The sequence below is a fragment of the Vibrio maritimus genome (assembly GCF_021441885.1).
Taxonomy (GTDB): Bacteria; Pseudomonadota; Gammaproteobacteria; order Enterobacterales; family Vibrionaceae; genus Vibrio; species Vibrio maritimus_B.
Map to the genome: position 1 here is coordinate 897,228 of NZ_CP090439.1, position 9,818 is coordinate 907,045.

Consider the following 9,818-nt stretch of genomic DNA (forward strand, 5'->3'; position numbering starts at 1 on the left):
TTACTCCTTTATCTCTAAGTGTAGCCAATCTGAAGTTATTGATTCATCAATTCGTTTTTGTTTTACATTATCTACTACGGATGAGTAAGATGCACTTTGTTTCAGTGAATGCTGGAACCAATACTCATGCATTTTCTTGTTATCTATATTTGAAAGATACTCAATTTTCATTGATAAGTGTTGAGGTAGTTCCCTAGCAAAAACTTCGATAGAGTAGCCGCTTTGGTTAATTTTGATAATTGAATTCTCGATGATTTCATTTATGTTAGACTTAACGCGAATAGGTATTTTTGATGCGGAATTTGGTACGTAAATATTCACTGTGATACTTATAGTCTCTCTGAACGTATACCTCGGGTAAGCAACGACTCTCTCATTCAAAGTATGATTTATAGTTGGTTGCCTAATTATGGTTTGCAATTTAGAAATAGCTTTAGTGACGATCGCCTGGTTTTCTGTCACTCGTTGGATTGAGTCAATACTCGAGCTCCACTTACTTCTGTTTTTGCTCGCTCCCCAAGGTGTTTCCGATAACCAAGTTTCGTATGCATCTTTCTTTAGATTACTCAAAGCAATATTCACGACAACGTAAATAGTAGTTATAACTAACAAAGTTGCCATAACAGGTCCTCCAAACATAAAGTTAGCGGATAGGCGACCTGTAACTGAACCAACAAACTGAGTCATTCCTATAACGATTTGTGTACTAAGTGCACCTAAGTTGAAGTATTGAAGTACCTTTTCCTTACCATAAATGGCGTCAAAATTTCGCAATATTCGATAACATTCTATACTAGCTGAAATAACACCTGCAGACGCTGTAATCGCCAGCCAGCGGTTGAAGTATTTTAAGTCTTGCAAGGGCAGAGTTGCGTATTCCTTTTTGGTTAACAAATGCTTTGTTATTTTGCTTACCGAGTGTCTTCTTAGCTGTTCGTTACCTTTAACAGACTCCCAAGCCTTACCAGTAGTAAACCCCGTCCAAGCCGCAGCACAAGCAAAAAACTTCTGTTGAACATCCAAAAAGTCATCCGTATCCATCAATCCCGTTTCATTAACCCCTTGCATCGCGTCATACAAGGCTATTAGGTTAAAGATAAACGCGACCGTTCCCAGTCCGCCGAGATCCTTGAAGTGTTTTTCCGCGGCTTTTACTTTGCCTTCTAGAATATCCATGTTGGCTGCTTTCATTGCTTTGGCAGCGTTACTTGGAATGATGATTTGCTGCTTGTACTCGAGCGCGTTTCCAGCCACGACTCGTTTAAAGTGTGTTCTTTGTTTTAATGCATCTTGGTATTGTTGTTTTGAAACGGTGGGATCATTAGCTTCGAAAGCTTTTACAATAGCGGTTTGTTTTTTCAGTTCTTTAACGCTGTTGTGAAGTCGGTCTTTCCATGTTTTGAACTCTGAAGCATAGTTTGGGTTTATTTCTATTGTCGTGGCGGATGCTAAGCGCTCAAGGATAAGGGCATGCAGGTAGAAGGTATTACGTGTCACTGGCGTGTTTATCGAGGCAAGCATCATCACGGTTGACTTTGATATGGCGTCTGCGCCCATTTCCGCCACAAAGCGCGTAATCGCGGCGGCAGATGCCGTGAATATGCCATCGAGCTGTAAGAAGCCTTTTGCGAGGTCTTTTAAGATCAGCGTTTCGTGGGTATTGGGGTTAGAGATGAAATCCCCTAGCTTGGAGTGAATGCTAAGTCCCATTCCCAATTTGGATAGGTGTTCACTCAATGATTTCTCGGTGTTTTCTTCGCTATCTATTTTTGAACTTTCATTTGGAGTACTTTTCGCTAAATCTGGCAATGGTGCTCGTAAATCGCCACCAAGTTTCTTAAAAATCGACTCACTGAACCCAGCGCCGTTGAGTGCCCATAAGCTGGTTGGACGCTGCCATTGCTGATCTGCCCACTGCTGATCGGATTCTCCACTCACCAACGCAAACGCGTCAACAACCGTTTGGTGAAGGCTGTGCAATTCAAACTGAGTATCTTCGCTCCACAAATCAACAATGCGCTCAAGGTGTTTGGGGCTTAACGCGTCCATAGCTGCGATGAAATCAGCTTTGCTGGACAGTGCAGGTTTTAATAGTCGCTCTTTTTCTTCAGACAGCTCGTGCATTTCTGACATCATTTGTGACCAGTTGAGCTGTTTTCGCCACTTGTCGGTTGCTATCCAGTGCTCATATCGATCGAATTTCGATTCTGAGATACGGTATTTGTCACGAATTGCTTTTGCGAGGTGTTCTTGGTTGTTTTGGTGCGCTTCTTTGGCGCCAGCAGAAAACATTGCAGGGTATCCGGATGCCACTGCAGATTGGTTCTGTGTTGCTTTATCGACTTTAGAGCTGGCGTCATAGTATTCCGCCATATCGGAATAAAAGGCAACTTTATCAGCTTCAGTTTTCAGAGAGCGTGGCAGGTTAGTGTCTTCTGTGGCGCCAAACATACAGAGCTGCATAATCGTTTGCATAAGCATCCACTGATTGCTGAATTGCTCCTCAAACACTCGAAATTGGCTGGCAGAGCCAGCAAGGTGGTGGGCTAAGTCTTCAATGTCAGCTTTATGGTCATTGATAGCAACGACATACGCTGTTTCTTCTTCAGGCAGACTTGAGGTGAGGTCATCGATGATTGCTACTGGCTTTAGTTTTGCTGGCGGAGAATCGCTGTCTTTCGGCGCTTTAGTAAGTAAGCAAGAGAACGCAAAGCGCTGGTCATCGCAGACGGCGTTTTCGATATCGGCGACCTCTGAAAGGGCGTCAATCGAGTCAATGTGAGGTTGGTTTTCAACCTTGTCTAAGACGACGGTTTGCATTCTGCCGATGTGCTTATCTGGGCTGTTTGCTACCATCTCGAAAAAGGTCCAAGACCATCTGTGAATTGAAAAGCAAAGCGAAAGTGCGCTGCCTTCGGGATAGCTGAGGTAGGTTTTCTTCTCTTGCTCTGCGCCTCGCACTATGTTGGTGTCGATGTTTTCTGCCGCGCCGAGTTTGTATTGGGTAATCTTGTTACCTTCTACATTGTACTCATCAAGAGATTTGCTTTTTGCATCATAGATATAGAGCCAACCATCCCTTAACTGGCGTAATGTATAGCTGTGATTGGTCAGTCTCGCAGGTCCTGAGCCTTTCCAGCCTTCGGGCAACCCAAACGGCTGAGTATTGTCGTCTTCAATCTCATCAATAGCGTAGCGAACTGGAATAAAGTTGACGGTTGCGACCTCATTCTCCGGTTCTTTCTTTGTGTAATCTTGCACATTAGGCTCGGACTCTTCGATCTCGATTTTTTTTGTTTCCCCTTCCCAAAACATGCTTCGCTCTGGTGGAGAACCGTCGATATGATCGGATGGTAGGTCCGATTTTTCTGTTAATGAAATAAGGTTTCCATCTTGACCATAGGTCTCAGTGGTTTCTTCAAAGGTGTTTTTTGAGTTCACCCACATCATGGATGTTTTGGGAGGTAACGGAGTGTTCATGCTTCAACCTAACAGATAAATCAAACTTACGACGAATCTCAGGCTTTTGCAAAAATTGAACCACCAGTTAAATTATTATAAATCAGATGGTTATTATGATTATCTTGTAATTAAAACAAGTTATTGGATAAGAAAACAACAAATGGTGTCAGCGATGCAAGATATTGTTTCGCTGCTCTATAAGATGGCGGTGGGCGGATACGTTGCTTGAAATGGGCAGAAAGTAAGTTGAGATTCGCAGCGGATGAACCTTTTACTTAATGCCCATTAATTGAGTGGTGTCACAGTTGAAAGCGAGTTAGAAGTACTCGTTTAAGTGCGCTTCGAATCTTGCAAAGTCGTTGTCGATATCTGCATTTTTCATCACGTCATACGCAGCAAAGGTTGGCAAAGCTTGCATGCCAAAGAAGCGGAAGTTGGCGTGCATGTGGAACATCAAATCGTCGACGCTTTTTCCTTGGAAAAGGTATTCAGATTCATTGTTGAATGATTCTTCTGGTGCATTAAAAGTCAAAGAGAGCATGTACTTAGACTCGGTTTGAGTACCACCTGTGCCGTAGTTTTTCTTTGGCTCTTCTTCTGAACGACCATCAAACAAACACAAGTCACCACCCATACCAGCAGTAAATACCTCGTCCATGTACTTTTTAAAACTCCAAGGCACAGTCATCCAGTTTACTGGCGATTGAATGATCACTCGATCTGCCCATTTGAAGTGTTCTAATTGTGCTGGTACATCAGTCTCTTCTTGCATAGTGACGACGCGCGTTTGATGACCTTTGGTTTCAAGAAGAGTTACCGCTTTGTCCACAAGAGCAGCGTTAAGCTTGCCTTCAGAGAATGGATAAGGTTGGTGTGCGTTGATAATAAGTACGTTGCTCATGGTTTAATGACCTCTTAGTTTCATGTTGGCTAGGAATCACTCCGAGCGCTTGAGTGGTATATTAAGGTAACCTAAAAACCAAATGCAATTAGTATACTTTTAGTAACCTTAGTGTTTGACACTCTTGTGACATAACGGTCATCGTTGATCACACAGTTTTTGATCTTGATTGTGTACCTTCAATCAACAACTTAGTAATCTGAATCTCAATTAATTGTGGTTTATCAAACAGAGACAAAACAATGAAGGTTGTTGCGGTAACCGCATGCCCGACAGGCATCGCTCATACCTATATGGCAGCAGACGCCATTCGCAAGGCTGCTCAAAAACAGGGCATAGGCGTCAAAGTGGAAACTCAGGGCGCAATGGGAATAGAAAGCCAATTGAGTACCCAAGATATTGCTAATGCAGACTTGGTATTGATTGCCTCTGACATTGAAGTGGAGCATCGAGCGCGCTTCACGGGTAGCAAAATACATTGTGTAACGATCGAAGAGGTCCTTACGGATGTCGAATCTGTACTTCAGCGCTGCGTTGAATTGGCTGGTCGTTAGAGCATGATAGAGCGTCGAATTACATTCGTTCTGCCTGAAGATGGTTTTTCAGGTTGGAAGGTGAATCGATTGAAAACCTTGAGCGGCATGTTTCGCTCTGTGGTGATATTGCACAATTTGACGTGCTGGGACAGTGCTAACATCGAACACGCCCTCAAAGTCTTTGCGCTCGCAGGAAAACAAGATGATCTGTGCCAACTTCACATAGAAGGCTCTGACGCCGAGCTTGCCTGCATGGTATTGATGGACTTTGTCGCTGAACACTTTATGTTGGTCAACACGGCGCATCGCTCTAATAAGCGAGCAAATCTGTCGCTTCTCAAAGCGCTTAGCACCTTTCAGTTACCCTTCGAGCTTGATTATCACTTTGCTCGCGTTGAGGATGCCGAAAAAGCACAGGTACTTGCAAAGATTGCCAATCTAGCGAGTCAAGAACATGGCGATAAGCTGGAACAAGATTTTCTTAACCGCGAATTGCACTCATCTACTGCCACAGGAAAAATGATTGCTCTGCCTCATATCATCACTCCATTGATTGAGAGGGCGACGTTGGTCGTGATTAAGTCGCCTGAGCCTATGGACTGGCAATCACCGAAACTTGGACCAGTATCGCTGGTCATTTCATTAATCTTGCCATCTCCTCCTAACCGGCCTTTGTTGGTAAGTTTTACCCATTTAACCAAGTCTCTACTAGATGAGGAGTTCTGCCATCTCTTGACCACGAGTCGCGAGCCAGAAGCGATAAGAGCCATCCTCACCCATCAACTTGTTAAGGGGCAGCGCGCCCAACCCTCACAGTGATTGGCGATACTCACTTGGGGTCTGCCCAGAGCGAGATTTAAATACCCTGAAGAAATAATTGACGTCTTGATAGCCACATCGGGTAGCGACTTCTTGAAGCTTAAAATCGTATTTCTTGAGCATGAACTTCGCGCGCTCCATTCGTACCCAAGTAATGTAATCAGCCAAAGTCATATGTCCATGCTGCCTAAACAGTCGTGAAAGGTGGTTGGGGCTGATGTGAAAACGACGTGCAATACTGCTTCTCGTGATCGTCCGATGAAAGTTCTCTTGAATGTAGATACAGATACCCTGATAGAGATCACCACTTTTTAGATTATCCGAGGGCTCGGACACCATGGATTGGCTATAGGAAAGCAGCGCCATCAATAGATGTTCATCCATTGGCGACTTTTGGGGCTCGCGAGCAATCGCATTCAATGCCTCTAAAATATGGTCGATAGCATGGCCGGTACGGGTCTGGATACTGTGTTTTTGGATATCATAGAACCCTTTTTCTCCCTCACGCTTACTCACTAAACTGAAGCCCATTTGACGTTTGCCAAACAGCAAACTCAGCACTGAGCAATCTCCCTGCCAGTTAGGTTTATTCCAACAGTTTGGTGGGATATAGAGCGCATCACCAGAGAGTACTTTAATGGTTGAAATGCCTTGTTCAGGGTCTTCGAGCTCATTTTCATACTCACCACTTATTACCAGCTCTAAGCGTGGGAAGTTGACCTGATAGCTAAATGCTGGTGGTGTTAACTGATCGGCCGCAAACCAGATGCGGTTGAAATGCTCTCTTTCAGAGATCAGGGTTTCAATCAGGTTGTGGAACATGGCGACAGTTTCTCCAGTAAACGAGAGCAAAAACAGAAAAAATCGTGATTCACGTCATGCTTATTCTCACTATAGAGCAGGTTACAAAGCTCTAGAAAGGTATGACAAGAAAAATGTCTCTCGATTCTTGTCTCAAACACGAATCAATATAAGTTATTGTAAAATATTAATATATTGTCATTTAATTTAAGCCGATGGACTAGTAGTTTATATTGAGCTAGTTCACACTAAAATAGTGTGGTTACAATAATCCAGTAAAAGCCTTCTTGGTGCACTAAAAAATATTGCCAAATCTACGGATAATTATCCTATCGAGTGACTACATCACTTCTCGACTCTAGCGCCGGTGACATGCACGGTAATAAAAACTGGGAAAGAGAATCTTGTAGTCCAACCTCCCGACACAAGGTTAAATAGGACAATCATTATGATTACGGATCTCATCAATGAAAAACTGATCTGCCTAGATCTAAAAGCGACCAGTAAGGATGAAGTGTTCACTGAGATGGCAGAGCTTCTAGCTGAACAAGGTAGAATCAGTGACAAACCCCAGTTCTTAGCAGACATTTATGCGCGAGAAGAAATCGGCAATACCGGTTTTGAGGATGGCGTTGCTCTGCCCCATGCGAAGAGTAAAGCGGTTAATGAGCCAGCGGTAGCTATCGGTGTCAGTAAAACTGGTATCGATTATGGCGCGGAAGACGGTCAACCATCGAAACTGTTTTTTATGATCGCCTCCCCAGATGGTGGCTCAGAGCATCATATCGAGGTACTCGCCGAGCTTTCTTCGAAATTGATTGAAGAAGGGTTTATTGAGAGCTTCCTTAACGCTCAATCTGAGCAGCAAGCTCTCGAATTATTACTCGCAAAATCAGAATCTAGTAACGATCTGCCAGAAGCAAACAAAGGCTTTTTGATTGGTGTCACTGGATGTCCGACAGGGGTCGCGCACACTTACCTAGCTGCTGAAGCGCTAGAAAAAGGGGCAGCAGAGCTTGGTTACCAAATTAAGGTCGAAACCAATGGCTCTATCGGTGTTAAAAATGCCCCGACTGCTGAAGAAATTGCTCGAGCGGATGCGATTGTTGTCGCTTCAGATAAACAAGTTGATATGAATCGGTTCGCTGGTAAAAAACTCATTGAGGCTGGTGTTAAAGCGCCGATTAGCGATGCAAAAGGTCTGATAGAAAAATCGCTAAACGCTCCGGTTTTTGTTGCCGATGCGACAGCCGCTAAGTCTGTTGATAACTCGTCAAAACGTTCAGATCTCTATCGTTATCTGATGAACGGCGTATCGCATATGATTCCGTTTGTTGTCACTGGTGGTTTGCTGATTGCTTTGGCGTTGGCGATTGGTGGTCAACCTACAGAAGCGGGTATGGCCATTCCTGATGGCAGCATGTGGAACAAGGTGCTCGATGTGGGCGTTGTTGCCTTTACGCTGATGATTCCTATCCTAGCTGGCTATATTGCGTATGCGATTGCTGACCGCCCGGGTTTGGCACCTGGTTTGATTGGCGGTTGGATTGCAAACAACGGTTCATTTTATGGTGCTGAAGCAGGCACGGGCTTTATTGGTGCTATCGTCGCGGGCTTATTGGTCGGTTACTTCGTGAAATGGGTAACGACGCGCAATTACCACAAGTTTATCCAGCCTTTGGTGCCAATTATGATTGCGCCAATCACGGGTTCATTGTTTATCTCAGCGCTGTTTATCTTTGTTATTGGTGCGCCGATTGCGAGCTTGATGGACAGCTTGAATGCGATGCTAATTAGCATGAGTACGGGCAGCGTTATTTTGCTGGGTATCGTACTCGGCGGTATGGCTGGCTTTGATATGGGTGGCCCTTTTAACAAGGTAGCGTTTCTATTCTCAGTAGGCATGATTGCCAGTGGTCAAACGCAGTTCATGGGTGCGATGGCGTGTGCTATTCCAGTTGCACCGTTAGGTATGGGACTAGCTACAGTACTCGGTCGTAAATTCAACCTATTCGAAGAGTCAGAACTTGAGGCGGGTAAAGCAGCAGGTGCGATGGGTCTAGTAGGTATCTCTGAAGGTGCGATACCGTTCGCAGCGCAAGATCCAATGTCAGTTATTCCAGCTAACGTAATCGGCTCTATGGTTGCAGCGGTTATGGCGTTCTCATTCGGCATCACGAATAGCGTAGCCCATGGCGGTCCAGTTGTTGCCTTACTTGGTGCGATGAACAAACCACTGCTTGCTCTAGTATGTATGGCTGCTGGTACTGTTGTGACTGCTTTGGTTTGCATTAGCTTGAAGAAAATGCGTGTAGAAAAAGTTCAATTGGCTGCGGCGTAATTAGTAAACTCTACACTCTATGCTGTTAACGAGCTCCTAAAGGTGCCCCCCGCGCCTCTAACGTAAAAGCCCCATAAATGGGGCTTTTTTTATGAAACTTGCTTACATCGGGCATTCGCCCCAATCGCATTCAACGTGGTAAATAAGGTCTGTCACCTTAGTTGGTGTTAAGCGGTCCTTTGCCTCTACTTGAAGCATATGTGCTGTCAGCTGTTCGAATAGTTGCCAATGTTTTAGTAGGCATTCATCCTCTTCCGTTGCTACGTCGGACCAGGTCTCTTTAAGCATTGGCATCATGCAGGCAGAACCATAGGCATATAGCATCATTTGCCATTTAAGCTCGCGCATTTCGAAGTGTTTGCCATCGGTGCGGTCTTGGTTATATTTGTCGACCAATGCCATCACGATGCACTCAATTTCACCTTTACTATCGATGAAGTAGTCAAAAAATTCATTTTCTTGGCGCATAGCATCTGCGATGAGCTGAATGGGCTGACGTACTACCATTAGGTTGGCTAGCATTTCACAGGCAAATCGATATAGCTTGATGTTCGCGGGTGTATCTTCTGGGAGTTGCTCGAGCAGATTTAAAATGTACTTCTGCATGTAAGCATGCATGTGGTCGCTGATGCCGTACCAGATTTGTTCTTTGCTACCAAAGTGGTGACGGATCAAGCTGTGCGACACGCCGGCGCGCTCACTGATATTACGAATAGAAACTCGCTCATACCCAAGTTCGCAGAACATTTCTGCGGCGACCGTCATGATCAGGTTTTTCGTCTCTTCTGCCGCCATGGCGCTGCGACGACCTTTCTTCTTCTCCACTCGATACCTTTTTAATTAATCAATCCTATACAGGGTACTGAATTACCTACCTATCGACAAGGTGCACATCAACAGAGCTGCACAATGCAGTAGATCTACTTAAGCCAGGGTTTGAGAGCTTCTTATAACCAAA

Annotated in this window: 7 protein-coding genes; 3 read left to right on the forward strand and 4 right to left on the reverse strand. The window is 44.5% G+C overall.

Translation table 11 applies throughout. The features are described from left to right. Both LY387_RS20520 and LY387_RS20525 read right to left on the reverse strand, forming a co-directional pair. Complete coding sequence (locus LY387_RS20520) at positions 1–3,480, reverse strand: T6SS effector BTH_I2691 family protein (protein WP_234497704.1); 3,480 nt, start codon at positions 3,478–3,480, stop codon at positions 1–3. Positions 3,481–3,778: 298 nt separating this feature from the next. Continuing rightward, entirely contained in the window at positions 3,779–4,363 is a 585-nt protein-coding gene (locus LY387_RS20525; protein WP_234497705.1) for an NAD(P)H-dependent oxidoreductase, read from the reverse strand. A 242-nt stretch (positions 4,364–4,605) separates the two neighbouring features. On the opposite strand from LY387_RS20525, the gene LY387_RS20530 reads away from it, so the two are divergent. Beyond that, positions 4,606–4,917 carry a PTS fructose transporter subunit IIB gene (locus LY387_RS20530; protein WP_234497706.1) on the forward strand — a complete coding sequence of 104 codons (312 nt, stop codon included), beginning with the start codon at positions 4,606–4,608 and terminating at the stop codon, positions 4,915–4,917. Between the two features lie 3 nt (positions 4,918–4,920). Beyond that, positions 4,921–5,718, forward strand: coding sequence for a PTS sugar transporter subunit IIA (locus LY387_RS20535; protein WP_234497707.1), 798 nt, complete (start codon positions 4,921–4,923; stop codon positions 5,716–5,718). Here LY387_RS20535 and LY387_RS20540 read toward each other — a convergent pair. Beyond that, complete coding sequence (locus LY387_RS20540) at positions 5,710–6,540, reverse strand: helix-turn-helix transcriptional regulator (protein ID WP_234497709.1); 831 nt, start codon at positions 6,538–6,540, stop codon at positions 5,710–5,712. The two genes, LY387_RS20535 and LY387_RS20540, sit on opposite strands and share 9 nt — an antisense overlap. A 427-nt stretch (positions 6,541–6,967) precedes the next feature. Between LY387_RS20540 and LY387_RS20545 the strand changes: the two genes are divergently transcribed. Further along, on the forward strand, positions 6,968–8,860 hold the full coding sequence (locus LY387_RS20545) for a PTS fructose transporter subunit IIABC (protein ID WP_234497710.1): 1,893 nt from the start codon (positions 6,968–6,970) through the stop codon (positions 8,858–8,860). A 102-nt stretch (positions 8,861–8,962) separates the two neighbouring features. Here the strand turns inward: LY387_RS20545 and LY387_RS20550 are convergent, their stop codons facing one another. Beyond that, positions 8,963–9,685 (reverse strand): TetR/AcrR family transcriptional regulator, encoded by a 723-nt coding sequence (locus LY387_RS20550; protein WP_234497711.1) that lies wholly within the window; start codon positions 9,683–9,685, stop codon positions 8,963–8,965. Positions 9,686–9,818: the final 133 nt, after the last annotated feature.

Coding starts and splice junctions, on each gene's coding strand:
- LY387_RS20520 (WP_234497704.1), bottom strand. CDS start 3,480: ATGAACACTCCGTTACCTCCCAAAACATCCATGATGTGGGTGAACTCA.
- LY387_RS20525 (WP_234497705.1), bottom strand. CDS start 4,363: ATGAGCAACGTACTTATTATCAACGCACACCAACCTTATCCATTCTCT.
- LY387_RS20530 (WP_234497706.1), top strand. CDS start 4,606: ATGAAGGTTGTTGCGGTAACCGCATGCCCGACAGGCATCGCTCATACC.
- LY387_RS20535 (WP_234497707.1), top strand. CDS start 4,921: ATGATAGAGCGTCGAATTACATTCGTTCTGCCTGAAGATGGTTTTTCA.
- LY387_RS20540 (WP_234497709.1), bottom strand. CDS start 6,540: ATGTTCCACAACCTGATTGAAACCCTGATCTCTGAAAGAGAGCATTTC.
- LY387_RS20545 (WP_234497710.1), top strand. CDS start 6,968: ATGATTACGGATCTCATCAATGAAAAACTGATCTGCCTAGATCTAAAA.